This is a genomic window from Miniphocaeibacter sp. (assembly GCF_049276255.1).
Lineage (GTDB): Bacteria > Bacillota > Clostridia > Tissierellales > Peptoniphilaceae > Miniphocaeibacter.
Genome location: NZ_JBASWB010000002.1, coordinates 1 through 26,915 on the forward strand (window position 1 = coordinate 1; position 26,915 = coordinate 26,915).

Genomic DNA, 26,915 nt, shown 5'->3' on the forward strand with positions numbered 1-26,915 from the left:
GATATCTAAGTCCTATAGAATACAGAAAATTACATATGACAAGTTGAATTTCTATAAATAGATAAGAATATTTTCAAGGTTTAGGCTATGGCAAATTATGTCTTTTAATTTGGGCAACGCCTTTACCATAGACTAGTTCTTGGAAATATTTTATAGTCATTAAGAAATTCAATGAAGTGTTTGACATGAAATTGTCTAAAAAAGGGTTGCCATACCAATATCAATTCCAGCTTCTTCGGCAATAGCCATTAATACAAACATATACTTCCTCCTAAAGATTTACTTATGATTAATTATATATCAAATGAATTTACATTTTATTTAATTGATCATTAATTTATATAAAATGTAAAGATATCGTGTAGTTTGAAAATAATTTATATTTTTGTAACAAAATGGATTTCTAATTTGTATTAGTTTATAAGACCAGGCGCAAGGTTCGAAAATATTATAAGGGGGAGATTTGTTATGAAAAAGATTATGGGTATAATAGGCTCTGTTTTAGGCATTTTAATAGGAATACATTTTATTTATTCTGCAACGAAGCTGTCTAATCGTTTTGATAGCATACTTCTTCTAATAATGGCCACTTACTTTATTATATATCATGTTGGGGTTTTGAAAAGAAGTTTAGATTTATAGGAGGGTTAATTTATTATGAAGAAATATTTATCAAAAATACTGGTAGCAACAATGATTCTGTCATCATTACCTATTTCAAATGTTTCTAAAGCAAGCAATGATTCTATCATCTATCGTTCAGAAACAAAGAAGATTCATTTCAAGAAAATAAAACTTCTATGAGGTAAGTAAAATTAATGACATCACCTATGTCTATAAGCAAACTGATGATACTATCCAATCTTTTGCTATAAAGGATGGTAAAGTAATAGAAGCTTACTCTAATGAAAATGGAAATTTAATTGAATATGTATTAAATAAAGAAGATGAAGATTCTATTATAAATATTAGAAGCAGCGTCCAAAACTCTAATAAAAATAGTGGAATTGAAGTAGGAAACTTAGAAATAAACGAGATCTCCAGAGATGAAAATGTAGAAGATTTAGTTAACGATATTTATAATACTATAAATAAATCTAGTATAGAAAGTATATCAACACCTCTAGTAGACTTTGAAATTATTGATGAAGACGATATATCTCCCAGGGGTAGTGAAAGTAATAAGGCTATAAAAAAAGCACAGGCAAAATATGGAGGCACAATTGCCAGTCAATATCTTGCAAAAGGTACCTATAATAAAAGAACAGGATATTTATATTTTATTAGAACCTTTGGAGCATATAAAGTTACTTCAACAAAGGTTAAGGTAGGAATGGCTTTATCTGCTATATCGGTATTGTTAGGATTACCCCCGGCAGGAGTTAAGGAAGTAGTTGCTCTAGCGTTAGGGGTTGGAGGATCATTGCTCTCATCAAAAGCAGAAGTAGTTAGGGAATATAAAACTACATGCTATAATCAAAAGCGAGTGAGTATAGGTTCAAAGTATCCTTATCGTTCTCTTCGTGATTATGTATCAGGATAGGATGAATTAACACCTATTTAGATTACAAATCAAGGGTAAAATTAACACCTGCATTCGCAGGTGCCCTTGACATGTAATCAAATAGGTATTATAAAACAAGTAAGACTAAAAATCAAAAAAACTGATTTTCAGCCTTAAAAGGAAACTATCTTATTGTAGAAAAATCTAATTTACAGAGAAGATTTCACATAGCCGTAAATACATGAAAATACCGGAGAAATACTCCGGTATTTTTAAATTAAATTATCTATTAGTCTGTAACTAATTCACCTTTCCAGGACATAATTCCACCATCTAAATTAATTGCTTTAAAATTCTTTGAATTACAAAGGAATTGACAGGCCCTACTGGATCTCATACCACTTTTACATATAATATAGTAAGTTTCATCTTCCTTAAAATCTATACATTTTTCTTCAATATTTTTTAAGGGAATATTAATTGAATTTTTTATATGCCCTCTTTTAAATTCATTTTCATCTCTTACATCAATTATATTTATATTTTCTTTTTCCATTAGCAGTTCTAAGTCTAAAGCCGATATTGTGTTGTCCATTTTGTCTCCTTATAAATTAATAGTATTTTTCAAATATTTCATCTGCATGATTATAGTGTTCTTTTATTGATTCTAAAGTTTCCTCTAAATTATTATTTATAAAACTCTCTGTAATTTTTTCATGACATTCAAAGGACTGTTGTCTGTGAATGGTTTTAGACTCATTGTTATAAAGTGTATCTAAGGACCGTACAGCCATTTCAAATAATACATTGTACTGGTTATAGATTTTAATTAAGAACTCATTATTAGAATACTCGAAAAATAGTTTATGAAAACAATAGTCATAATAAAAATACTTATCTGTATTTAAGTATTCTTTTTGAATTTTTAATAGGTCTATTAATTTTTTATCTAGTTCTTTTTTATTCTCACTTTTTATAGCTAAAGTTATAGATCCAGATGTTATAATTTGCATAAGTTCATTAATTTCCTTTGTTTTATCGTAGTCTAAAGTTATTACTTCAGCACCAGCACGGGTAATTTTACAAATTAAACCATCCTGTTCTAAGCGGTTAATAGCATCTCTTATTGGACTGGAACTTACGTCAAAACGCTCTTGTAAATCCTTATTTACAAGAATAGAACCATTTTTTATTTTATTTGTAAAAATATCTTTTCTAATTGCTTCATATATTTGTTCATTTAGGCTAAGTTTATTAATCATATCTACTCCACTTCTTTATTATATAGAATTATAGCATTAGAGAAAATTCAAATCAATTAATTATAAATTTAAAATACTATTGATTATTTAGAAATTTATGATATTATAAAGGCATAGAAATAATGCATAATGCATTGTAAAAAACAAAACTACATAGGAGGCATTAAATGGACTATTCAAAATACCCAGCAGAACCGTTTAAAATAAAAATGGTTGAACCAGTGGCAGTTGTTGACAGAGAAGAAAGAGAAAGAGTTGCAAAGGAAGCAGGTTATAATACATTTTTAATACCATCAAAAGATGTTTACATTGACTTACTTACAGATAGTGGAACAAATGCTATGAGTGATAGGCAATGGGCAGGTATGATGTTAGGTGACGAAGCCTATGCTGGAAGTAGAAACTTTGAACATCTGGAAGAAACTGTAAAAGAACTTCTAGGAGTAAAGCATATTATTCCAACTCATCAAGGTAGAGGTGCTGAAAATATATTATCATCTATAGCAATTAAACCGGGACAATATGTTCCAGGAAATATGTACTTTACTACAACAAGATACCATCAAGAACATAATGGTGGAATATTTGTCGATATTATTAGAGATGAAGCCCATGATGCTACAGTGGATATTCCTTTTAAAGGGGATATAGATATAAATAAACTAGAAAAGTTAATTGATGAAAAAGGTGCTGAAAATATAGCTTATGTTTGTTTAGCTGTTACTGTAAATCTAGCTGGTGGACAACCGGTGTCAATGAAAAACATGAGAGAAGTATCTGAACTTTGTCATAAACATGGAATAAAGGTGTTTTTTGACGCAACAAGATTTGCAGAAAATGCATATTTTATAAAAGAAAGAGAAGAAGGCTATGCAGACAAAACCATAAAGGAAATCGTTTATGAAATGTTTAGCTATTCAGATGGAGCTACAATGAGTGGTAAGAAGGACGGTATTGTAAACATCGGTGGTTTCTTAGCTTTAAACGATGAAGACTTATTTATGGCTGCAAAAGAATTAGTAGTAGTTTATGAAGGAATGCCATCATATGGTGGAATGGCTGGTAGGGACATGGAAGCTTTAGCAATAGGACTAAAGGAATCTATGCAATATGAATATATAAGATACAGGGTTTTACAAGTAAGATATTTAGGGGAAAGACTAAAAGAAGCAGGTGTTCCTATTGTAGAGCCAGTAGGTGGTCATGCAGTATTTTTAGATGCTAGAAGATTCTGTCCTCATTTAAGCCAAGAACAGTTTCCGGCACAAGCTTTAGCAAATGAATTATTTTTAGAATCCGGTGTAAGGTCTATGGAAAGAGGAATTGTTTCTGCTGGTAGGGACATTAAAACCGGCGAGAACCATAAACCAAAACTTGAAACTGTAAGACTTACTATTCCAAGAAGGGTTTATACCTATAAGCACATGGATGTTGTAGCAGATGCGGTAATTAAATTATACAATCATAAGGAAGATATAAGAGGCTTAAAATTTGTTTATGAGCCTAAACAACTAAGATTCTTTACTGCAAGATTTGACTATATCTAATACTATAAAATAAGAAAAACACATTTCTAAGGAAAGGCAAGTCAACTTTGGAAATGTGTTTTTTTAATATTAAATTTTATATAAATATTTTTTCCTGTATAATATTATTAAATATAATACAGGAGATTTAATATGTTAAGACATACAAAGGCAAAAGATATAGACAGTATTTTAGAAATATATAAAAAAGCGTCGGAATCATTAAAAACTGACGGTGTTGACCAGTGGCAAAATGAAGGACCTAATAAATCCAGTTTAGTAAAGGATATGGAAATGGAATATTCCTATGTACTAGAAGAAAATGGCGAAATAAAAGGAACTGCTGCTATTATTTTTGATGGGGAAAAAACCTATGATTTAATTTTTAATGGTAACTGGCTAAATGAAGAGGAGTATTGTACAATACACCGTTTTGCTGTAAATGTTAATTATAGACAAGAAGGAAATGCTGGTAAAATGCTAAAAGAAATTGAAGGAATCTGTCTTTCAAAAGGTGTTTATAATATTAGAATTGACACCCATGAAGATAATTTTAAAATGAGGAATTTTTTGGAGAAGAATGGATTTTTAGAATGTGGAAGAATTTTTCTAAGAAATGGTGATTTAAGAGTTGCCTACCAAAAGATTTTATAAAATTTAAAAGGAAAATAAAGAAAGTAGCCTTAATTGCTACTTTCAAGTTTTTCTATTTCCTCTTCATATTTTTTTAGTAATTCCTTAAATTTTTCGTCTTCTCTTAAAAAATCATATTCTTTTGAAGTTTTTAATTCCTTTAACATGGACTTTAAAAATATATTTCTAAATTCCCTACTGCTATAATTCTCTTTTACCGGGATATGCTTATATAGCCTGGAGTTTTTGAAGTCGATAGTTTCACTGCCTAAAGTAACTAAATTATTTAAATATTCTAAGGTTTTTTCAATGTTTCTTTCTTCCATTGCCAGTTCTAAAAAGCTTGATTTCATATAGCTATTTGGCATTTCCAAAAGCTTCATTAATTTATCGGAAAGATTAGCAAAGTAATTTGCATCTTCCATATTTTTTTCTAAGGCGGAAATTTCCATTAGTGAAGAAATATATAATTGTAAATTCATAGCTGTATAGTAGATTTTAGACTCTAGTGCTATTAAAGCCTTGTTATAGTTTTTTTGTTTTACATAGAGTTTAGTTTGTAATATTGTCTTATTAACTGACGGATTTTCACTATGGAGTTTATCTATTAACCCTTCAGCTTTTTCTAATTCATCATTGTCTATATATTTTGGAATTAACATTGCATAGACAGTTTCCCTAATTTCTATATCCTTACTATTAACTAATTTGTTTAGCATACTATCTAATTCTTCTTCATATTTTTGGGAATTTTCACTAGGATAGGTCATTAATGCACCTTGTAACATAAGTATTAAATTAAATAAAAGAAGTTCACTATTAGGGTATTCGGAAATTTTATCCATTGCAAGTTCATAGCCCTTGTCAAATCCTTCTTTGTCTACTAGTTGCATTATTTCATTGCCTATAATGCCTATTTCCTGTCTTGTTAAACTATCCTTAAAGGAAAGTAATGTATTCATGTCTACTCCAAGTAATCGTCCCAAGGCAGGAAGTAGGGTAATGTCAGGGTGGCTTATTCCGCTTTCCCATTTGTTCACTGCCGGGGTAGAAATATTTAATATATTTGCTACTTGTTCTTGGGTAAGTCCTTTTTCTATTCTTTTTGTTTTAATAATTTCATTAATTTTCATCTTGAACCTCCTAAAATAAATAGCTATTTGTTAATATAATACTATCAATGAAAACTATTCTTTACAATTGAAAGAAAATTAACTTCTAATACAATAATTTAACTAAAAGTTAATTTATAGATAATAAAAATAGAATAGTATAAAATAGAGAAGTAAAGTATTTGCATTTTCCTAAAATAAAGTTGAAGGCTAGGTATAAAATGAAAAAAGTTTTGATAAAATTAGTGAAATAAGAGACGAAGAGAAAAAAATCAATAGCTTGTATGATTTTTTTGATGAGGATAAGAGATTAGCTAGTAAGTCGGGAAGTATAGAGTTCTTAACAACTATTAAATATGTTAAAAGATATTTAAAGGATTCTGATAATATTTTGGACTTAGGTGCAGGAACAGGTATTTATAGTATATATTTTAATAATCTTGGACATGAAATTACTGCTGTAGAATTAGTTGAAAAACACTGTAATATTATTAAGGAAAAATCAGAAAATTCAATAAAAGTAGTTAACTCAGATGCCCTGTCCTATATTAAAACTTTATCAGATGCCTCCATGGATATAATTTTTTGTTTTGGACCAATTTACCATATGGAAAGCTATGATAAGAGAATGGAATTATTAAGAGAATGTAAAAGAGTAGTAAAGGAAAATGGAAAAATCTTTATTTCTATTATTAATAACGATATGGTTAATATTACTGAAACCTTTGTTTATAAAGGACCAAAACATTTAAGAGATAACAGTTTATTTAAAGAAGGATTTACTTTAAAGAATATGCCCTTTGTTTTTCATACAATAGATGAATTTAAGGAAATGTTATTAAATTCCAAGTTAAAGCTTTTAAAGATAATTGCACAAGATGGTATTATGGAGCTTGTAACAAAGAAAATTAATGCATTTACAGAAGATGAATTTAATGCATGGTTAAAATATCATTTTTATATTTGTGAAAAACCTGAAATGCAGGGTATATCAAATCATAATTTATTTATTTGTGAAAAGGGAAAATAATTAAAAAAGGGGGAAGTTTATGGAATATGAAATTTTAGGCGATAATTTACCGGTAGTTGTATGTAATTTGGAAAATGAAGAAAGTATTATTTCTGAAGGAGGTGGCATGAGTTGGATGTCACCAAATATGAAAATGGAAACGACTACTAGAGGAGGAGTTGGAAAAGCCTTTGGAAGAATGTTTTCTGGAGAAAAGATGTTTCAAAATAGATATACTGCTAAAAATGGTCCAGGAATGATAGCTTTTGCTTCAAGTTTTCCAGGCAGTATTATGGCCTTTAATATTTCTTCAGATAATAGTATTGTTGCACAAAAAAGAGCTTTTTTAGCTTGTGAAGAAGGAGTGGAGCTTTCAATATTTTTTAATAAGAAAATAAGTGGCGGATTTTTTGGCGGAGAGGGTTTTATTATGCAAAAACTGTCTGGAGAAGGATTGGCCTTTATTGAAATAGATGGTCATGCAGTAGAATATACCTTAGAAGAAGGACAATCAATAGTTGTAGATACTGGTCATTTAGCTGCAATGGATTCAACCTGTAGTTTAGAGGTTAAATCTGTACCAGGGGTTAAAAATATTTTATTTGGAGGAGAAGGACTTTTTAATACAATTATAACTGGCCCAGGTCGGGTTGTTTTACAATCTATGCCTTTAAGTAATATAGCAGGAGCAATAGGCTCTCTACTTCCTTCAGGAAATTAATATGTTAAAAAACACAAATTCTGCCTTTAATTATGATAGTATTATATTTAAAGGGATTTGTGTTTTTGTTTTATGGGAGGAGAAATGTTTTCAAAAAAGATTTTAGAATCCAAGGAAGAAATCAATATTGTTGAAGAAGTTAATAATCTAATAAATAAAGCAATTGAAAAAAATGCATCAGATATTCATATTGAGCCTTTAAAAGATAAAGTCCGTATAAGATATAGGGTTGACGGTAAATTATTTACAGTTAAAAACCATGATTTAAAAGAAATTTCCAAACTTACTACAAGAATTAAAATCATGGCTAAATTAGATGTAGCAGAAAAACGAATTCCCCAAGATGGAGGCTTTAAATTTACCTTAAACAACAGGGATATTGATATTAGGGTTTCTACAATTTTAACTATTTATGGGGAAAAAATAGTTTTAAGAATTTTAAACAAGGACGAAGCTAGTGTAAATTTAGACAAATTAGGAATTAGTAAGGAGGATATATCTTTAATAAGAAGTATTTCCAATGTAGAAAATGGCCTAATCTACTTAACTGGACCAACAGGTTGTGGGAAAAGCACCACCTTATATTCCCTTATTAAAGAGTTAAATAGGGAGGACATTAACATTATTACAGTGGAAGATCCCGTTGAATTTAAAATAGATGGTGTTAATCAAATTCAAATAAATGAAACTGCTGGAATAGGATTTTCAAATACTTTAAAGTCCATACTTCGTCAAGATCCGGAAATAATTTTAGTTGGGGAAACAAGGGACAGGGAAACGGCAGAAATATCCGTTAGGGCAGCTATAACAGGTCACAGGGTTTTTAGCACATTACATACTAGTGATTCCTATTCTGCCATAATAAGATTATTGGATATGCATATAGAGGATTATTTAATAAGGGCATCTTTAAAGGGAGTTTTATCTCAAAGGTTAATAAGAACCCTTTGTAATAATTGTAAGGAAAGGGTATTGGTAACAGAAGAACAAGGGGATATTTTAAAAACCATAGACAAGGTAGAAATTCCAAAGTACATTTACAAACCTGTTGGTTGTAATAAATGTAATAAGGGATACTTAGGAAGAAAGGCTGTAATGGAAATTCTTCCAATAGATAGGGATTTTAGAAAAATTATTAGGAAGAATATTGACCTAGACAAATTAAGGAATTTAGGCAGGGATAAAAATATTAAAAACCTATTACAGAAGGCTTTAGTTGACTTATATAATGGAACTACTTCTTTTGATGAAGTAATGAATCTGTCTTTAAATATGGAGTTTCAAAATGGAGTTTAGCAAGTTTAAGGAGCTTTTAAATAAACCAATTTATTTTTCTTTAAATAAGAGACATTTATCAATATTTTTAAGGCAGTTTAGTGTTCTTTTAAAAAGTGGAATTACACCAGACCAGGCAATTTATATTTTAAAAGACCAAAAGGAAATTAAGAGTTTAAATTATTTTTTAAATATAGTTTATGAGGATTTAAACAAGGGAGATTATTTAAGTTTGGCCTTTTCCAAACATAAAATATTCGATGATTTTTTAATAACAATGATGAAAACAGGAGAGGAAAGTGGGAAACTTTCTAATATATGTGAAAGATTAGCGGAATATTATGAAAAAGAAGATGAAACATCAAAGAAGGTAAAAGGGGCCTTAACCTATCCTATTATTTTAATAGTAACAACTATTATAGTCTTGTTTTTTGTTTTTAAGTATGTAATGCCTACCTTTGTTTCCTTATTTGAAAGTAGTAATATGGCATTACCAACCCTTACTAAAATATTAATTACTATAAGTGAGTTTATTAACAGGAATTTTCTATTTATTATTATCTTTATACTAGCAATGGTAGGTTTATTTATTGTTGGTATAAAAAAGAGTAGGTCCTTTAAAAGAGGAATTGATTATATAAAAATAAAATTGCCAATTATAGGAAAAAACTACATAAAAATATTAACGGGAAAAATATCAAAAGCCCTGTCTATATCCTATTTAAGTGGAGTGGATTTTATAGAATCTTTGGAAATTATTTCCTTAGGAAGTAATAACCTTTATTTACAGGAGAAATTAGAAGAAGCCATTAATGAAATCAAGGAAGGAATAAATATTAGCCAGGCTTTTAATAATACCGATATTTTGCCACAATTATTTAATTCTATGATAGAAGTAGGGGAAGAAACAGGTCAACTAGGAGAAATACTGGAAATAGTTTCAAATTACTATAAAAAAGAATCGGATTATGCAATAGATTCTTTACTTAGAGTTTTCGAACCGGTTATTATTATACTAATGGCTCTCTTTGTAGGAACTATTGTAATTTCAATAGCAATACCAATGTTTGACATTATAAATAATTATAATTACTAGGAGGGTTTTTGTGAATAAATTAAGAAATAAAAAGCTTAAAGGATTTACCTTAATAGAACTAATAGTAGTAATAGCAATACTTGCAATTTTAGCAGCAATAGCAATACCAAAATACAAGGAGTCCAGGCAAAAAAGTCTTATAACTGCCCATAACTCCAATGTAAGAATATTGGAGTCAGCAGCCTTAAACTACATAGCAAATGGCGGTACAGGCACAAAGTGGGGTGAAGAGGATAAAGCAAAGGACTACCTTGCAGAGTACCCTAAAGTACCAAAGGGAATAAAAGGACTGGAAGGGAAAGGTGGCACTTATTACATAGTAACAATAACAGAAACTGGAGATGTTACAGTAGAGCCTGGTAAATTACAAGAAGAAAAATGATACAGTTATTTTCTTTTCTAGTAGGTATAGTAGTAGGCTCCTTTATTAATGTTTTTATTGACAGAACAATAGAAAACAAATCTTTAATCTATCCACCATCTGCTTGCGATAATTGTCACAGGAAATTGAAAATATATAATTTAATACCTGTTTTAAGCTATATTTTTCAAAGGGGAAGATGTAGTTTTTGCAAAAGCAAAATAAAAATACAATACCCTATAGTTGAAATTGTTTGTGGATTAATATATTTAATTGTTATTTATTTAATAGATAATCCCCTATTAGGAATTTTACTTTCTACCTTTCTATCATTATTATTGGGTATGTCTATAATAGATATTAAAACAAGGAGCATATACACTAAACATTTAATAATATTATTTATTCTATCCTTTCCTATAAGTTTAGCTAGATACTGGATAAAGTTTGATTTAATAATAAAAACAATATTTTTAATAGTAATAATCTTATTAGGATATGTTTTATCAATAAAAAATAAGGCTGGTTTTGGTGATTTTATACTAATAGCAATTTTAACTATGAATATGTACTTTAATGAAATTTCTGTATTTTTCATTAATATAGGTATAATAGGATTAATAATAGGAATAACTTTAATAATAAAAAACAAAAATATAAAATATGAAATACCATTTGTTCCAATTATTTCATTATCATATTTTTCCACTATTTTATTAGAGTTATTAAAAATTCAAATATAAGGACGGAAATACAATGAAAAAAACCATAAATATTCTATTAATAATTATTATCTCCATTGGATTATTGGTTTCTTGTAATTCAAAAGAAAAAGTTAAAACAGTAGAAAAAGAAGAATCGACAATAGAAGAGGGAAAAATAGAATATTCAGTGTCAGAATATAAACTTCCTATTATAGAAAATCGTGAAAGTTATATATTTAAAGCCTATAAGAACAAATTGTATATTCTAGTAGATTATCCAGCAAGTGAGGAAGATGAAGAATCAAATTCAGAGCTTAAAATCAATGAAAACGAAAAGTTAATAATATATGATTTTCAAAATGAATCAATTGTTAGAACAGTAGAATTAGAAAGAAATATAAGGATTTTAGATTTAATAGTTGACAGTGGAGATATTTTTGTTTCCTATGAAGTGCTTAATTTTAAAGATGAGGCTCCATCAAGGGAAGTAGCTCCTACAGATGTTGACCCTACAGACCCTACTTTAAACATGGCTAGTAAATTTAAAATAAAAAACAATATAGCAAGAATAGAATATGATGGAAGTTTTAAAATTATAGATGAAAATTATACAAATAGGTACCGTTCAAAATTTGTAAAAATAAATGGAGATATTTATTACTCCTATGAAAATGAAGGCTATTTAGGAATAAGAAAAATAAAGGATGACAGTTCAACAGAATTTTATCAATTTGAATATGAGGTAGACCATAACATCTATTCAAATAACAATAAGATTTTCGCCTTGGTAAATGAGGAAAAAGGCTCCTATTTCTATTCAATTAATGAAAAAGGGGACATAGAAAAAGCCTACATTGAAGGCCAGGAGCAACTTTACGATTATAATTTTCTTGAAAATGGAATATTAGCATCCTATACGGATTTAAATGACAATGAAAGAACTAAATTTATGTATATTAATTTAAGGGACGAAAGAGCAAGGAAGAAAATATACGACAAGGAAATACTCTATGGCTTTACAAGTAATAACACCGATAATTGTATAATGCTGGACACAGCTAGAAAATTACACTATCTATATGTAAAAGAAGACAGATTGTATGAAGTCTTACTAGATGAATTTAGTGGAAACCACCTACAATTAATAGGAAATGAAAGTACAAGATATGGTTTAATTGACAAGGATAATAACATTTATTTAGACATATATTTTGAATAATCAATAGGGTTTCATATGAAAAAAACAAAAGGATTTACATTAATAGAATTACTAGTAGCAATATTTTTACTGGGAATAATCTTGGGAATTGGAGTAATAAAATTTGATTTCATTGGTCAATATAAGGAAAAAATGGAAATAAACTCCATAGTAGATAGTTTGAATTTTGCAAGAAACAATGCAATAAACACCGGATATGACAATAAATTCTTTTTTAAGAAGAGTAGTAAAAAAATAGAATTATCATCGGCAAATGAAAAATGCAATATTTATTTTGATGTCTTAGATTATGATGGTAGTAATGTTAATATAATATTTAAATCAACAGGAGCACCGAAAGAAGCAAGGACAATTTATTTTATAGGTAAAAATAAAAAGTATAAGATTACAGTAGAAGTGGCAACAGGGAAGGTGAATCTTAGTGAGGAAAAAAGATAGTAGAGGATTTACCCTATTAGAATGTATAGTTGGACTAGCTATTATTGGAATACTTGCAGCATTTTTACTACCAACACTAGCCAATACCTTAAAGTTAGAAGTAAAAACCGATAAGGACAAGGAGTTAATAGACTACAGTAAACATATAATGGAAAGTATAAAATCCGATATTTATAATAATAAAACCGTAGATATTACAAATGATTTAAAAGAGGATTTTAAATATAATTATAGTATTAGTCAAATGGAAAACCTAAGTAAATTGAAACTAGATATATGGAGAGTTGGAAATGAAGAGGATATTATTAGCTATGAAGTCCTTTTACCATAAAAAGCAAAAAGGATTTACCTTAATAGAATTAATAGTAGCACTGGGAATAGCTTCAATATTAATAATAGTAATTTCCTATATAATGGCAGTATCAGGCAAAATTATGGACTCTAGTATATCCAGAAACAAATTAGACAACAATGGCCGCTATGCAATAGATTATATTGAAAAGGAAATTAGGCGCAGCCTTAATATTTACAAGATAGATGAATTTATTACAAATCCTAAATCCAATAATCTAGGTTTTCTGTTAGAAGTTGCCCCTTATAAGTCAGAAGAAAATCCCTATCAATATATTTACTATTACTTAAATAATGGAAAACTAATAAGGTATTCAATAGGTATGGAAAATCCTATAGAAGAGGGAATAAAAAACACAAATATAGGTACAAATAATATTGCAGAAAATATTGTTAGTACAAAGAAAACCTACTTTAATTCTAATGAAAAATTTGTACATTTAAATTTCCAATGTGAGGACAAGGGAATAGAGAAAACCTATGAAAGTAGCATATATGCAGGGTTAGGAATGTGAAAAGCAAGGGATATATATCGGTATTTGCCCTAGTTGTATCTATATTGGTGTTTACCTTAATAACAGTAATTTTAGTAGGAGTAGATTTGGAAAATAATGTAAATAAAAATCAAAAGGACTACTATCAAAATTGTTTAATTTCAGAATCCATAGCCAATAAAATAAAAAATAGTAAAGAATACAATATAGAATTAAATAAATTATTTTCTGAAATAAAAAAGACCATTAATGGAAAAAGAGATTTTCAAATAGACTATAATGAAATATTAAGTGGTGGAAACATTACAGCTAAAATTGAAAAATACCAAGAAAATAAATTTATAATAAACTATAAGATTAGGTATAAAAACACTCTTACTAGTTCAAGTATAGTATATTCTTTAAAGGACAATCCTATATTAAATGATGATGAAATTGTAAAAATACAGGAAGACGAGGAAATCTATAATCTCTTAATTAATAATGATTTAGAAAAAATAGTAGGAGATATTGTCCTATTTTCCAATAAGAATGAAAGCTATTATATAGATAATTTTAAATATAATGAATTAGTAGAAGAATACAATAATAGTGAAGATGAAGAATTAGATTTTAACCTGCTATTACTAGAAAATGGAAGTAAAATAGAAGAGGACAAATTATATTTTATTAATACAAGCTCAATAACAATAATTTCTAGTGAAGACATTAACATTTCAGGTATATTGGTAAATAATAATCTAGAGTCAGAGGCAGCTACTATTAATTTAAAGGGAATATTAATAAATAATAATAGGGACTCTAAAAAACTTAATATTAAGGGAAAAGTTATTGAAAATGAAGAATTTAATGGAAGAGTAGAATACAATAGGGAAATATTGGAAGAAATCAATAAAGTACTGGAAATAAAAGAAGAATATATATGGGATAAATTTTGGATAATGTAAGACTCTCCTAGTAATAGACTAGGAGGGTTTTTTATTGGAGTAATTTTAATTTGTAACTATTATGTAATAATTTATTAACTTTTTTGTAATTTATTTATCAAATATTTATAATACAATATTAGTATAGGAAAAAGGAGTGATTATATGAAAAAGTTTTTTAGTAAATTGATGTTAACAACTATTGTAACTACAACTTTATTAACTAGCATTTCCTTTGCAGATAATTTACCAGAAAGCCAGGAAAGTTTAAATATTATTAGAATAGCAGGTACCGATAGGTTTAACACCTCTCTAGAAATAAGCAAAAGAACCTTTGAAAGTTCAAAAACAGCAATAATAGCCAGTGGAGAAAATTTTGCCGATGCCTTAGTAGGAGCTAGTTTAGTAACTCAAATAGATGTACCAATACTATTAGTTGATGGTTCTTCCTTAAAGGAAGAAGTGAAAAATGAACTAAGTAGATTAAAAGTTGAACATGTTTATATTTTAGGCGGAATAGAATCCATTCCTTTTACTATAGAAGAAAGTGTAGAGGCATTGGGAATAAAAACAGAAAGATTAGCTGGAAAAGACAGAGTGGAAACAGCTGAAAAAATTGGAGCTAAAAGGGAAGAGTTAAAGGGCCAAACAGGATACATAAGCTTATATGCAGGAATGGATGGGAATTATTTTGCCGATGCCTTAAGTGCAGGACCATTTTTAGGAGAATGGGCAAATGTTTATGGTATAGTAAAACTCATTCCTAATATGAATAAAGAAAAACAAGACATGGATTTTATGCATGTTTTTGGTGGAACTAGTAGTGTACCAGAAGGTAACAACAAAAATAGATTTGCAGGTAATACCAGATATGAAACAGCTGTTAATGTGGCAGAAAGTTACTATACATTTTTAAGAATGGAAGTTGATACAGTAGTAATTGTAAATGGGGAGGATTATCCAGATGCATTAGCTGCGTCATCAATTGCCGGAGTGAAAAATGCTCCTATACTTTTATCAACTCCAAATAATTTACCCGAAGTAGTAAAAAACTACATAAAAAACAAGGACTTATATGATTATAAAAATGTTAAAGATATAAAAAATATAATAATTATAGGAGGAGAAAATTCTATATCTACAAATGTAGAAAATGAATTAAGAAATTCAAAATAGATTAAGTTAATTGCCAGTCTTTTAAGGTGATCCCAAAAAGTTAGACTTTTTCCAGAGCGAATATTTTGCTCTGGTTTTTTTATATTATACTGTAGCTAATTTTATTTGATTATTTAACATAACCTTAACATTAAATTGTTTTTTAACTTTAACATAACATTGACTAAATATGAATTTAAAAAAGTATAGTTAATATTAAAGAGGTAAAAGAATAAGGAGGGAAAAATAAATTGAATACAACAAAGAAAATAATTTCTTTATTTTTAGTTTTTACAATTATGATAGGTGTATTATCTGGATGCTCAGATAATAAAACCAAAGTACAAAATGTTTCTAAAGATGATAGTTTAGAAACTATTATTGAAAAAGCAAAAAAAGAAGGAGAATTGGCAAGTGTTGGTATGCCGGACACTTGGGCTAATTGGGTAGGTACATGGGAGGACATTGAAGAAAAGTACGGTATTAAACATTCCGATACAGATATGTCAAGTGCTGAAGAATTAGCAAAGTTTGAATCAGAAGGGAAAAATGGAACGGCAGATATAGGTGATGTAGGAATTAGCTTTGGTCCTATTGCTACAAATAAGGATTTAACTTTGCCTTATAAAACCAGTTATTGGGATGAAATACCGGATTGGGCTAAAGACGAGGAAGGTCATTGGCTTTTAAGTTATACAGGAACGATAGCATTTATGATAGATAAGAATAATGTGGAAGATATACCTAGTTCTTGGAAGGAATTATTAGAAAGTGATTATAAAGTTGCCGTAGGTGATGTAACAAAGGCGAATCAAGCTCAATTTGCAGTTTTAGCCGCCGCAATTGCTAATGATGGAGATGAAAAAAATATTAAACCAGGATTGGATTATTTTAGAAAAATAGCAGAAAAAGGTAGACTTTCTTCTGTGGATGCAAGTCTTGCCAATTTAGAAAAGGGTGAAATAGATATTGCAATAGTTTGGGATTTTAATGGGCTTAATTATAAGGATCAACTTGATTCTGAAAGATTTGAAGTTTTAATTCCATCAGATGGCTCAATTATCAGTGGATATACGACTTTAATCAATAAGTATGCCCCTCATCCTAATGCTGCTAAATTAGCTAGAGAATATATTTTATCAGATGAAGGACAAATAAATTTAGCTAAAGGATATGCAAGACCTATAAGAACTAGTGTGGAGTTATCTGGTGATGTAGCAAGTAAATTATTACCTAATTCTGCATATAAATCAGCGGAACCTGTAAAAAGTAATGAGGAATGGGATAGAACTTCCTTAGAGTTACCTGAGTTATGGCAAAGTGAGGTTTTAAGCCATGCAAAATAAAAATACAGGAAGGGCTTTAATTCTTGTTGTATTAGATGGATGTAGATATGATACCTCAATTGAACAAATGGGACTGTTAAATCACTATGTAGAAAATGGTTTGGCAACGAGGATAAAAGTAATATCTGAATTGCCAAGTAATTCCAGACCTTTGTATGAAGTGTTAATGACAGGGGTACCAACTTATAAAAATAAAATTTTGACAAATAATCACAATAGCTTATCCGGTGAAAAATCCATATTTGAAAAAGTTAAGAATATTGGAGGAACAACAGCTGCAGCAGCTTATTATTGGTACAGTGAATTATATAATGAGACTCCATTTAATGAACAAAAGCATAGGATACAATTAGATACTGAAAATCTAATTGAGAATGGTATTTTTTACTATGAAGATAATTATCCTGATACACATTTATTTGCCGATGCGAATTTTTTATTACAGTATAGAAAACCGAATTTTTTACTAATACATTCTATGAATATTGATGATATTGGTCATAAATTTACATCTAACTCAAGGGAATATAAAGCTGTAGTAAATAAAGCGGATTATATTATTGGACAATATTTAAACAATTGGTTAGAGATGGGTTATCAAGTAATGGTTACATCTGATCATGGTATGGATGAAAATGGACTTCATGGGGGTACGCTAAATTCTCATAGAGAAGTCCCTTTATATATTTTTTCTAAGTACTATAAAAATAATATTGATGAAATCAGTCAAATAGAAATAGCCGGACTGTTAGAGAAGTTGCTATTGCTACACCATTAGTAGAAAGGGAGTTTTATGAAGAAAAAAGTTGGATTATTGCCACTAATAATTATTATGATGGCATTTTTAATAATACCTTTAATAATAATGGTTATAAAAAGTTTTAAACTGGATGGAATAGAAGTTTTTTCTTTAGATAATTATAAGGAATTTTTTGCGAATAAATATTACTATGAGTCTTTTATAAATAGTCTGGTTATAGGATTATTCTCAGCAACTTTAGGCTTTATAGGAGCTTGTATAATTAGTTATTCTTTACTGGGTTTGTCTCCTAAAACACAGGAAAAAATTATTACAATATCAAATTTAGCCGGAAACTTTGCCGGTATTCCATTGGCATTTTCATTTATTATTTTACTTGGAAATGCCGGTGTGCTAAAAATGATAATTCCATTATTAAAAAATTTTAATTTATATTCTTGGTGGGGACTTTCTTTAACTTATATGTATTTTCAAATACCATTGGGAATATTGTTTTTGTATCCTAGTATGAGAGAAATAAAAAAGGAATGGAAGGAATCAGCTGATATATTAGGAGCTTCAAATTTTTATTATTGGAGAAAAGTTGCATTTCCATTTTTAAAACCGACAATGATTAGTACTTTTATTATTTTATTGGCTAATGGTATAGGAACATATGAAACGGCTTATGCTTTAACAGGTAGTAATATAAATTTATTAACAATAAGAATATCTGCATTAGTAGCAGGAGATGTTTTTGCTAAACCGAATATGGGTAGTGCATTGGCAACGGTTTTTGGAGTTTTTATGCTTATAATAATGTGGCTTTCTCAGCGACATAATAGAAAGGAAGAAAATATTGAAAAAGAATATTAGAAAAATACCACTAATAATTTTTGGACTTTATTTCATAACACCTATAATTGGTACAATTTTATACAGCACATCTACAAAATGGGATAATAGTATTTTACCTAAGGACTTTACATTAAAATGGTTTTTAGAATTATTTAAGGATACGGCTTTTATTCAAGCTGTTACAAGATCTTTTATATTGGGACTTATAACATCAATAGTGATTTTAATTATAATGATACCTACATTAATTTTGGTAAGATTGTATTTTCCTAGGGTAGATAGAATTTTACAATCTATTGTTCTACTACCTTATGCTATACCGGGAGTAATACTTGTTACTGCCTTACTTGGAACTTATAGTAAATTAAATATTCCTATGTTTATAGTTTTAGTAGGAGCTCTATTTATAACATTATTGCCTATAACATATTTAGGGATTAATAATCAGCTTAAATTAATTAATATAGGTGAAATGATTGATGCAGCATCAACATTAGGTGCATCTATGGTACAGACTGTAATAAAAATAATAATACCTAATATCAAATTAGGTACTACATTGGTATTTTTAATGGTTTTTTCAGCATCTTTTGGCGAATATATGTTAACAAATTTGCTTATAGGTGGAAGATTTGAAACTATAAGAATATATATGATGAGAAGAATGAACGAAAATGGTCATTTAGCAAGTGCTGTAATGATATTATACTTTATTTTCTTACTTATTGTAGCAATATTTGTATTTATTATTAATAACAAACAAAAGAAAAGACATATTGAAAAATCAAAGATTGAAGAAGTTAATAAGCAAAAGCTATATGAAAGAAAAGAGGGTTTGGAAAATGTATTTAACAGTTAAAAATCTAACATTATATTTTGGAAATAAAAAAATATTAGACTCTATTGATTTTTATGTTCAAAAAGGGGAAATTGTAACATTACTTGGACCTAGTGGCTGTGGTAAGTCAACTTTACTTCGTACAATAGCAGGTTTGGAAAAACAAGAAGAGGGAGAAATATTGTTAGATGGAGAAGAAATAGATAGTATTCCAACAAAGTATAGAAATATTGGATTTGTATTTCAACAATATGCATTATTTCCTAATATGACGGTCTTTGAAAATATAGCATTTGGTTTAAGAGTTAAAAAACTACCAGAAAATGATATAAGGAATAAAGTTAATAATATATTGGAAATAGTACAATTGAAAGAATTTTCCAACAGAAATATTCAAACCTTGTCAGGAGGACAACAGCAAAGAGTTGCTTTAGCCAGATCTTTAGTGACAGAACCAAAAATACTATTATTAGATGAGCCTTTAAGTGCATTAGATGCTAAAATTAGAAAACAGCTTCAAATGGATTTAAGAAAAATACAGAAGAAATTGAATATTACTATGATTTTTGTAACTCATGATCAAGAAGAAGCCATGGCCATAAGTGATAGAATTTTTGTATTGAATAAAGGAAAAATAATACAATCCTCAACTCCAAAGGAATTATATGCTTGTCCGGAAAGTAATTTTATAGCAGAATTTATTGGTAGCTTCAATAGGTTTAATTCTTCAGAATTAGAAACAAAAAATTCAAATAATCTTAATGAAGAGTATATTTACTATGTAAGACCGGAAATGATAAAATTAGAGAAAATAGAAGATTCTATTGCAATTGATGTTGAGCTTGAAAAAATAATAATTTTAGGAGCTATTAAAAGATATCTATTTAAAAGTGAAAAAGGTAAGAATTTAATTGTTGATAAAATAAATAATTATTCTGATAAAGAAGAAAAAATAGATAAAATATATATAAGAAAAGATTCAATTATTAGTATCCCTAAAGAAAAAAGGTTAATATCTTAAAAATAGTAAAGATGGAATGTTATTCTATCTTTACTATTTTTTTACAAGATTATAAAATAAATTTTACAAGATATATGGGAATATATACCGTTATGCTATAATAAAAATAGGTGATTAAATGAAAGATAATTTCGGTAGAGATATTAATTATTTAAGAATCTCTATTACAGATAAATGTAATTTAAGATGCAAATACTGTATGCCGGAAAAAGGTATTCCTAAAGTAGAACATGAAGATGTAATGACTATTGAAGAGTACTTGAAAATAGTTGCAGTATTTAAGAAATTAGGAATTACAAAAGTAAGAATTACAGGGGGAGAACCTTTAGTAAAAAAAGGAGTTGTAGATTTAATTTCAGGCTGTAAGGAAATTGGCATTAAAGAAATTGCTATGACTACAAATGGAATTCTTCTAAAGGATAAAATAAAGGAATTAAAAGAAGCTGGTTTAAGCAGGGTAAATATTAGCCTGGATTCTTTAGATAAAGAAAAATATTCCCAAATAACAAGAGGGGGGAATTTACAAGACGTACTTGACTCTATAGAAGCTTGTAAGAAGTATAATATTACCCCAATAAAAATAAATACAGTTATGATGAGAAATTTCAACTTAAATGAATTTAGGGATTTTGTTAATTTAACAAAAGATGAGAATATTTCTGTAAGATTTATTGAATTAATGCCAATAGGAGAGGCTATAAAATATAAGGATAATTTCATATCAAATGAGGAATTATTAAAACTATATGATGAATTAACTCCTATTGAAAATAAGGACATCTCTAGTCCTGCAAAATATTTTAAATTGCCAAATGCTAAAGGAAATGTTGGATTTATAAACCCTATGTCCTGTAAATTCTGTGGAAATTGTAATAGAGTAAGACTAACAAGTAAGGGAAAACTTTTAATGTGTCTTCATTCAAATATATTTATTGATTTATTAGAGCCTTTAAGAAGCGGTGAAGATATAGAAAAAATAATAGTAAATGCAATAGAGGAAAAGCCGGAAAAACATAATCTCCTAGATGGAGAATACAATACAACAGACATGAATGAAATTGGAGGATAAATGGAATTAACACATTTTAATGAAGAAGGTAGAGCTAAAATGGTAGATGTAGGAAAAAAGGACGACACTAAAAGAGTTGCCACTGCTACCTGCCGAGTTATAATGAAAGAAGAAACCTTAAATAGAATAAAAGAAGGACAAATAAAAAAGGGAGATGTATTGGCAGTTGCACAAGTTGGCGGAATAATGGCTGCAAAAAATACAGCACAAACAATTCCAATGTGCCACAATATATTTCTTACAGGTGTAGATATAAGTTTTAATTTAGGAGTAAATACCGTTGATATTTTTGCAACAGTAAAAACAGTAGGAAAAACCGGTGTTGAAATGGAAGCTTTAAATGCTTGCTCAACAACAGCCTTAACTATATATGATATGTGTAAAGCAATGGATAGGGGAATGAGAATAGAAAATATGAGATTATTGGAAAAAGAAGGCGGAAAGTCCGGCCATTTTATAGCAGACAATAAAGAAGGAATAGTATTAGATGTTAATATTAGTGAAACTAAGGGAGTAATAAAGACTCCTATTGAAGTAGGAGAGTTAAAAATAGACCATGGTCTTGTTGGCGATGCCCATGCAGGAGATTGGCATAGACAGGTTAGCTTATTAGCCGTTGAAAGTATAGACAAAATGAAGGCTATGGGACTACCGGACTTAAAAGATGGTGATTTTGCCGAAAATATTACAACAAAGGGTTTAGTTCTACATGAAATTCCAGTTGGTACTGTATTTACAATGGGAACAGCTGTTTTAGAAGTAACCCAAATTGGTAAAAAATGCCATTCAGGTTGTGCAATAAAACAGAAAGTTGGAAATTGTATAATGCCAACAGAAGGAATATTTGCTAAGGTCCTAAAAGACGGACAAGTAAAAAAAGGGGATAAAATAAAAATAATAGAATTTTAATATATTATGGAATTATTGAAATACAGTATACAAACTAAATTTAAAAAATTAATATTTCTAATAAACAAAAGATACAGTTAGTTCTGTGTTTAGGCTGTTGACATTTCATTGTCAACAGCCTTTTAAACTGGGTAAATATACTATGGTGATCAAATGATGGGTAAAAAAGACAAAATAAGTAAAATATAAATAGAAATACTAAGTTTAGATTCATTGGTATCAGAAGACCATTTAGTTAGAAAACTAGACAAAGCTCTAAACTCAAGCTTTATCTATGACCTAGTAGAAGATCTCTACGCTACAACAGGAGCAGAAAGTATAAATCCTGTAGTTGTAATAAAATTAATATATTACAATACGTGTTTGGGATTAGATCTATGAGACAAACGATAGAAGAAACAGATATTAACACTGCGTATAGATTGTATTTAGAGTATGGATTAACTGAAAAAATACCACATTTCTCAACCATTAGTAAAAATAATCAAAAAGTTGTAATTCTACACATTTGGGAAGAATATATAGAGAAATGTGAGGATATTAGACATGCAAAAGGATTTAAGAAAAAACATAGTAGGAGAAAAGAAACAATAGAAAGGGTATTTGCTGATGCCAAAGAATTACATGGTATGAGATATATACTGCATAGAGGGTTAGAAAAAGTTAAAAATGAACTATACCTCTTATTTGGTTGCATGAATTTAAAGAAATTAGCAAATATTATATTGAATAGGGATAAAGACTATTCCTGTTTTTATGTTTAATTTCGAAATGAGTAAATATTTATCAAATATTCAATCTGAAACACAGTTAGCTCTGTGTTTTTTGTTTATTTAAAATAATTATTAATTGTGCAAAAAAACAAAAAAACAGAAAATATTTTAGATATTTTCCAATGATTTTCAAAAAGTTATCATATATACTTTAGTTAAGGGGGTAGTAAAGATGTCTAAAAATTATGATGTACAGACAACTGTAAACGATTTCGCGACTGAAAGAGTTCCTTATAATCAAAGGAAAAGTACAATAAATGTGGCATTAATTGCGGCAGGATTTTGTATTTCAATGTCAGGGTTGTTTACAGGAGCTGCAATGGCAGAAGGATTAAATATTAAAGAGGCATTTATTTCAGCATTTGTGGGAAATTTAATACTATCAGTAATAGGTGGATTTGGGGGACTTATAGGAACGAGAGAAGGTTTATCGAGTTCAAGATTAGCTATGTTTAGTTTTGGGAAGAAGGGATTCAAGATAGTAGCTTTAGTTTTAGCTTTAACAATGGGAGGTTGGTTTTCTGTACAAGCTGGTCTTTTTGGGAATACTATCAATGCTATGTTACCTAATGCTGGATTTTTAACAAAACCAGAGATTGCAAGTTTCTGGGGTGCAATATTAATGATGCTAACAGCAGTTGTAGGTATAAAAGGATTGAGCGTTTTAAGTAATATAGCAGTGCCAGCTATTGCAATATGTGCAACAATTGGAGTTATTGCAGCGTTAAATTCAGTAGGAGGTTGGAATGAAATAACTAAAATAGTTCCGGAAAAATCTTTTGGAATATCAACAGGAATAGTTTTAGTAGTAGGGTCTTTTGCGGCTGGAGCATCTGCACAGGCAGATATTGCAAGATATTCTAAAACATCAAGCGCATCATTAATAGCTACAACATTTGGATACATAATAGCTAATACTTTTATTATATTAGCAGGATATTTAACAACACTAGCAACAGGTATAGGAGATTTGCCTAAAGCAATGATAATGCTTGGATTAGGAATACCAGCATTATTAGTTTTGGTACTTGCTCAGTGGACTACTAATGATAATAACTTATATACTTCTTCGTTAGGCTTAGCAAATATTATTCCAGTGAATAGATCTTATATAGCAATAATAATAGGAATTATTGGAGCTATACTTGGTGCAGCAGGGATAGCAAATAACTTTACAAACTGGTTAGAAATATTAGGAGTGGGAATTCCGCCAATGGCAGGTGTAATAATATGTGATTATTATTTGATAAGTAATATGAGCTATAGTGATGAAAGACTTTCTAAATTACCAGATTGGAACTGGGGAGCTATTATATCATGGGGATTAGGAATAGCAGTAGGATTTGGAATTAAAATGGGAATTGCCTCATTAAATTCATTAATAGTGGCATTTTTAGCGTATTTTATTTTAATGAAATTAACTATCAAAAAAGAAACAAATAAGGAGGAATAAACATGGCAAGAAAAATGGACATGGAATTAACAAAAACAGTTTATAAACTGTTGAAGGAAATGGCAAAGGTTAAACCAGGCGAAAGTGTATTAGTTACTCAAGATTCAATTAGTGACGTATCTGTTGGAGAAGAAATTGTAAAAGTCGCAGATGCTTTAGGGTGTAAAGCAATGCTAGCATGGCATTCAACCCCAAAAGGATATGGTGCTCTTACAATGGACTATTTACCAGATCCATTAAAAGCTTGTGTAACTGAAACAGATGTATGGATAGAGCTTAATGATCAATGGTTACTTTATTCACCTATTTGGGATAAAGCTGTTAATAATGGAAGAACTAGACAAATTATGTTGGGTGGTCTTGGGATAGAAAGAATATATAGAAATATTGGTGCTGTAGATATAAAAATACAAGAAGAATTTCAAACTCTTTTAACTAATTTAACCAAAAAAGCAAAAAAAGTAAGAATTACAAATGAAGCTGGAACAAATGTAGTTTTTGAAAATGATCCAAATAGACCAATTAATAGCGAAATAGACTATTCAACTCCAGGAGCGCATTTTTTATTAGGTCAAATTGGTTGGGCTCCTAAAGAAGATACTATAAATGGAGAAATAGTTTTTGATGGTGCCCTTAGTGGAGGAGGAGATTTAGATCTAGGCGTTTTATCAGAACCAATTACATATGTGGTAGAAGAAGGTAAGATTGTTGAATTTAAGGGAGGCAAGTTAGCAAATAGAGTTAAAGAATATTTTGAATCTCTTAATGATCCTAACATGTATATTGCTGCACATGTATGCTATGGTTGTAGTCCAAATGCTAAATTAGAAGGATGTACTACAGAAGATGAGAGAGTATGGGGTAGTACAGAATGGGGATTTGGTCATCAAGGTTCCAACTATTCAGGAGGAGAACCAAGAGTGGCTAAAAGTCATGTTGATGGTATTAGCTTAGAATGTAGTGTGTGGTTAGATGATGAGCAAATTTTGGATAAAGGAAAATATATTCATCCCGAGTTAAAAGAATTAGCAAAAAAATTAGGAAAGTAATATGAGAAAAATAATGATTGGTGCAGATTATTTTCCACCATATCAATATATTGATGAAAAAGGGGAAATACAAGGTAGCGATTATAATTTTATCAAATCAATTTTCGACAAAATGAATTATGAATTTGAGTTTGTTCTAGGTGATTGGAATGCTATCGAAAAAAAATTTATAAATGGAGAAATCGATGTGGTATTTCAAGTCCAAAAGACAAAAGAACGTGAAAAAACATCATATTTCTCTGATAAAATTAGAGATGCTAAAACAGGAATAATTACAAATAGTAAAAAAATGTCTAATGAAATACAGAAAATAGAAGACATATTGAAAAAGAAGAAAATATTAGCTGTAATAGAAGGATATAATTATGGAGATATAATAGATAGTATAGATAAAAAGTATAAAAAAGCTTATAAAAATGATAAGGGGTTAATTAATCATTTAAATTCTTCAGAAGATGGATTTGCCGTATTTGATATAGGGGTATTTAATAGTTTAAAAGACACCATAAATAAGAAACTATATATTATAGAAGGATTAGGGTTTACTAGGGAATTGTTTGTTATGTTCAAAGAAAAAGATATTAGAGATGAATTTAACAAATGGATTAATTCTGTTAGTATGTGAAAATAAATTATATAAGTAATATACATTATATATTATGGCTCTTTGTCAAATAGTGTTGGTATACAATAAAATAACAAATTATTTTTATATCAGGCAGCTATATAGCTGCCTGATAATTATTTTGTCTTTAGACAGTTGAGTACGCGTAGCGTACGAAACATAAAACCACCTGCTATTAATGTGACCCCAAAAAGTTGGACTTTTTGGGGTCACATTAATAGCAGGTGGTCATGATTTTTTAAAACTATATATAATTGGATTTATTCTAAAGTTTTATCTGTCGATTTAAAGGTTTTGCGAAGGAAAGGAAATAGTAGGAATTCTAAAGAAACTAGAGGCAAATTCAATATTGGCAAATCAATATCACAAAGACCAAATCATGTAAAGAAACGCATAGAATTTGGACATTGGGAACTAGATACAGTTGTTTCTTCTAGAGGTAAAAGCAA

30 protein-coding genes and 1 pseudogene are annotated in these 26,915 nt (G+C 29.0%); 28 read left to right on the top strand and 3 right to left on the bottom strand.

Annotated elements, in window-relative coordinates:
• Positions 1 to 468: 468 nt before the first annotated feature.
• A complete protein-coding gene (locus WAO56_RS00160; RefSeq protein WP_422143769.1) occupies positions 469 to 642 on the top strand; it encodes a hypothetical protein in 174 nt (57 codons plus the stop codon).
• 1,151 nt (positions 643 to 1,793) lie between these two features.
• Here the strand turns inward: WAO56_RS00160 and WAO56_RS00165 are convergent.
• Both WAO56_RS00165 and WAO56_RS00170 read right to left on the bottom strand, forming a co-directional pair.
• Positions 1,794 to 2,099 (bottom strand): rhodanese-like domain-containing protein, encoded by a 306-nt coding sequence (locus WAO56_RS00165; RefSeq protein WP_422143770.1) that lies wholly within the window; start codon positions 2,097 to 2,099, stop codon positions 1,794 to 1,796.
• Positions 2,100 to 2,115: 16 nt separating this feature from the next.
• The gene (locus WAO56_RS00170; protein WP_422143771.1) at positions 2,116 to 2,766 is read right to left on the bottom strand and encodes a GntR family transcriptional regulator; all 651 of its coding nucleotides are present in this window, start codon (positions 2,764 to 2,766) and stop codon (positions 2,116 to 2,118) included.
• A gap of 167 nt (positions 2,767 to 2,933) precedes the next feature.
• On the opposite strand from WAO56_RS00170, the gene WAO56_RS00175 reads away from it, so the two are divergent.
• Together WAO56_RS00175 and WAO56_RS00180 are read left to right on the top strand one after the other, a co-directional pair.
• On the top strand, positions 2,934 to 4,313 hold the full coding sequence (locus WAO56_RS00175) for a tyrosine phenol-lyase (RefSeq protein ID WP_422143772.1): 1,380 nt from the start codon (positions 2,934 to 2,936) through the stop codon (positions 4,311 to 4,313).
• 132 nt (positions 4,314 to 4,445) lie between these two features.
• Complete coding sequence (locus WAO56_RS00180) at positions 4,446 to 4,946, top strand: GNAT family N-acetyltransferase (protein WP_422143773.1); 501 nt, start codon at positions 4,446 to 4,448, stop codon at positions 4,944 to 4,946.
• A gap of 29 nt (positions 4,947 to 4,975) precedes the next feature.
• Here the strand turns inward: WAO56_RS00180 and WAO56_RS00185 are convergent, their stop codons facing one another.
• Positions 4,976 to 6,058 carry a helix-turn-helix domain-containing protein gene (locus WAO56_RS00185; protein ID WP_422143774.1) on the bottom strand — a complete coding sequence of 361 codons (1,083 nt, stop codon included), beginning with the start codon at positions 6,056 to 6,058 and terminating at the stop codon, positions 4,976 to 4,978.
• Between the two features lie 259 nt (positions 6,059 to 6,317).
• Here WAO56_RS00185 and WAO56_RS00190 point away from each other — a divergent pair, with 259 nt between their 5' ends.
• From WAO56_RS00190 to WAO56_RS00310, 25 genes and pseudogenes are all read left to right on the top strand, one after another.
• Complete coding sequence (locus WAO56_RS00190; protein WP_422143775.1) at positions 6,318 to 7,067, top strand: class I SAM-dependent methyltransferase; 750 nt, start codon at positions 6,318 to 6,320, stop codon at positions 7,065 to 7,067.
• A 19-nt stretch (positions 7,068 to 7,086) separates the two neighbouring features.
• Positions 7,087 to 7,767 carry a TIGR00266 family protein gene (locus WAO56_RS00195; protein WP_422143776.1) on the top strand — a complete coding sequence of 227 codons (681 nt, stop codon included), beginning with the start codon at positions 7,087 to 7,089 and terminating at the stop codon, positions 7,765 to 7,767.
• Positions 7,768 to 7,851: 84 nt separating this feature from the next.
• The gene (locus WAO56_RS00200; RefSeq protein ID WP_422143777.1) at positions 7,852 to 9,063 is read left to right on the top strand and encodes a GspE/PulE family protein; all 1,212 of its coding nucleotides are present in this window, start codon (positions 7,852 to 7,854) and stop codon (positions 9,061 to 9,063) included.
• Positions 9,053 to 10,138, top strand: a complete 1,086-nt coding sequence (locus WAO56_RS00205; RefSeq protein WP_422143779.1) for a type II secretion system F family protein — start codon at positions 9,053 to 9,055, stop codon at positions 10,136 to 10,138. The genes WAO56_RS00200 and WAO56_RS00205 overlap by 11 nt, the downstream gene beginning before the upstream one ends.
• Before the next feature lie 10 nt (positions 10,139 to 10,148).
• Complete coding sequence (locus WAO56_RS00210) at positions 10,149 to 10,520, top strand: prepilin-type N-terminal cleavage/methylation domain-containing protein (protein ID WP_422143780.1); 372 nt, start codon at positions 10,149 to 10,151, stop codon at positions 10,518 to 10,520.
• On the top strand, positions 10,517 to 11,242 hold the full coding sequence (locus tag WAO56_RS00215) for a prepilin peptidase (RefSeq protein ID WP_422143781.1): 726 nt from the start codon (positions 10,517 to 10,519) through the stop codon (positions 11,240 to 11,242). The genes WAO56_RS00210 and WAO56_RS00215 overlap by 4 nt, the downstream gene beginning before the upstream one ends.
• A 13-nt stretch (positions 11,243 to 11,255) precedes the next feature.
• Positions 11,256 to 12,422: a hypothetical protein gene (locus WAO56_RS00220; RefSeq protein ID WP_422143782.1), complete on the top strand. Its 1,167-nt coding sequence runs from the start codon at positions 11,256 to 11,258 to the stop codon at positions 12,420 to 12,422.
• Positions 12,423 to 12,437: 15 nt separating this feature from the next.
• Complete coding sequence (locus tag WAO56_RS00225) at positions 12,438 to 12,860, top strand: pilus assembly FimT family protein (RefSeq protein WP_422143783.1); 423 nt, start codon at positions 12,438 to 12,440, stop codon at positions 12,858 to 12,860.
• Complete coding sequence (locus tag WAO56_RS00230) at positions 12,844 to 13,191, top strand: type II secretion system protein (protein ID WP_422143784.1); 348 nt, start codon at positions 12,844 to 12,846, stop codon at positions 13,189 to 13,191. The genes WAO56_RS00225 and WAO56_RS00230 overlap by 17 nt, the downstream gene beginning before the upstream one ends.
• Complete coding sequence (locus WAO56_RS00235; RefSeq protein WP_422143785.1) at positions 13,151 to 13,726, top strand: PilW family protein; 576 nt, start codon at positions 13,151 to 13,153, stop codon at positions 13,724 to 13,726. The genes WAO56_RS00230 and WAO56_RS00235 overlap by 41 nt, the downstream gene beginning before the upstream one ends.
• Entirely contained in the window at positions 13,723 to 14,652 is a 930-nt protein-coding gene (locus WAO56_RS00240; protein ID WP_422143786.1) for a hypothetical protein, read from the top strand. The genes WAO56_RS00235 and WAO56_RS00240 overlap by 4 nt, the downstream gene beginning before the upstream one ends.
• Before the next feature lie 144 nt (positions 14,653 to 14,796).
• The gene (locus WAO56_RS00245; protein ID WP_422143787.1) at positions 14,797 to 15,807 is read left to right on the top strand and encodes a cell wall-binding repeat-containing protein; all 1,011 of its coding nucleotides are present in this window, start codon (positions 14,797 to 14,799) and stop codon (positions 15,805 to 15,807) included.
• A 230-nt stretch (positions 15,808 to 16,037) separates the two neighbouring features.
• A complete protein-coding gene (locus WAO56_RS00250; RefSeq protein WP_422143788.1) occupies positions 16,038 to 17,132 on the top strand; it encodes an ABC transporter substrate-binding protein in 1,095 nt (364 codons plus the stop codon).
• Positions 17,122 to 17,910 (top strand): alkaline phosphatase family protein, encoded by a 789-nt coding sequence (locus tag WAO56_RS00255; protein ID WP_422143789.1) that lies wholly within the window; start codon positions 17,122 to 17,124, stop codon positions 17,908 to 17,910. Before WAO56_RS00250 ends, WAO56_RS00255 begins: the two co-directional genes overlap by 11 nt.
• 15 nt (positions 17,911 to 17,925) lie before the next feature.
• Positions 17,926 to 18,747, top strand: coding sequence for an ABC transporter permease (locus WAO56_RS00260; RefSeq protein WP_422143790.1), 822 nt, complete (start codon positions 17,926 to 17,928; stop codon positions 18,745 to 18,747).
• The gene (locus WAO56_RS00265) at positions 18,731 to 19,588 is read left to right on the top strand and encodes an ABC transporter permease (protein WP_422143791.1); all 858 of its coding nucleotides are present in this window, start codon (positions 18,731 to 18,733) and stop codon (positions 19,586 to 19,588) included. The genes WAO56_RS00260 and WAO56_RS00265 overlap by 17 nt, the downstream gene beginning before the upstream one ends.
• Positions 19,572 to 20,588 carry a heme ABC exporter ATP-binding protein CcmA gene (gene ccmA, locus WAO56_RS00270; protein WP_422143792.1) on the top strand — a complete coding sequence of 339 codons (1,017 nt, stop codon included), beginning with the start codon at positions 19,572 to 19,574 and terminating at the stop codon, positions 20,586 to 20,588. Before WAO56_RS00265 ends, ccmA begins: the two co-directional genes overlap by 17 nt.
• Before the next feature lie 118 nt (positions 20,589 to 20,706).
• The gene (moaA, locus tag WAO56_RS00275) at positions 20,707 to 21,657 is read left to right on the top strand and encodes a GTP 3',8-cyclase MoaA (RefSeq protein WP_422143793.1); all 951 of its coding nucleotides are present in this window, start codon (positions 20,707 to 20,709) and stop codon (positions 21,655 to 21,657) included.
• On the top strand, positions 21,658 to 22,566 hold the full coding sequence (gene moaC / locus WAO56_RS00280) for a cyclic pyranopterin monophosphate synthase MoaC (protein WP_422143794.1): 909 nt from the start codon (positions 21,658 to 21,660) through the stop codon (positions 22,564 to 22,566).
• 213 nt (positions 22,567 to 22,779) lie between these two features.
• A complete protein-coding gene (locus WAO56_RS00285; RefSeq protein WP_422146172.1) occupies positions 22,780 to 22,947 on the top strand; it encodes a hypothetical protein in 168 nt (55 codons plus the stop codon).
• Positions 22,944 to 23,330, top strand: a complete 387-nt coding sequence (locus WAO56_RS00290; protein ID WP_422146173.1) for a transposase — start codon at positions 22,944 to 22,946, stop codon at positions 23,328 to 23,330. Before WAO56_RS00285 ends, WAO56_RS00290 begins: the two co-directional genes overlap by 4 nt.
• A 181-nt stretch (positions 23,331 to 23,511) precedes the next feature.
• A complete protein-coding gene (locus tag WAO56_RS00295) occupies positions 23,512 to 24,792 on the top strand; it encodes a cytosine permease (protein WP_422143795.1) in 1,281 nt (426 codons plus the stop codon).
• Positions 24,793 to 24,794: 2 nt separating this feature from the next.
• Positions 24,795 to 25,841 (top strand): hypothetical protein, encoded by a 1,047-nt coding sequence (locus WAO56_RS00300; RefSeq protein WP_422143796.1) that lies wholly within the window; start codon positions 24,795 to 24,797, stop codon positions 25,839 to 25,841.
• A gap of 1 nt (position 25,842) precedes the next feature.
• Positions 25,843 to 26,466 (top strand): substrate-binding periplasmic protein, encoded by a 624-nt coding sequence (locus WAO56_RS00305; RefSeq protein ID WP_422143797.1) that lies wholly within the window; start codon positions 25,843 to 25,845, stop codon positions 26,464 to 26,466.
• A 237-nt stretch (positions 26,467 to 26,703) separates the two neighbouring features.
• A pseudogene (locus WAO56_RS00310) lies at positions 26,704 to 26,915 on the top strand (IS30 family transposase); the annotation flags it as partial.